Here is a 264-nt window from a genome sequence, read left to right as displayed (position 1 = left end):
ATGCAGGCGGAGGGGCTGCGTTCTCAAACGGGCTATCGGCGGCGTCCAGGGTTCTATGGTGGAAAACCAACAGTGGCCTCGCCCAACCACCTCGCGCGGCAGTTCAAGGTAAGTGAGCCGAACAAGGTCTGGGTGACAGATATCACTTACATCCGCACCTATAAAGGGTGGCTCTACCTCGCGGTAGTGCTGGATCTGTTCTCACGCCAAGTAATTGGTTGGTCAATGAAGCCAAGGATGTGCAGCGACCTGGCTATCGACGCG

The 264-nt window shown here is 56.8% G+C and carries 1 protein-coding gene; it reads left to right on the top strand.

Annotated features, from left to right (window positions below):
- Positions 1-264 (top strand): DDE-type integrase/transposase/recombinase (locus SB756_RS31235; protein ID WP_410913387.1); only part of this gene is annotated, 264 nt, incomplete at both ends.

It is taken from the genome of Pseudomonas sp. SIMBA_068, from assembly GCF_046534705.1.
Lineage (GTDB): Bacteria > Pseudomonadota > Gammaproteobacteria > Pseudomonadales > Pseudomonadaceae > Aquipseudomonas > Aquipseudomonas putida.
This window is presented reverse-complemented; position numbering and strand designations above follow the sequence as displayed.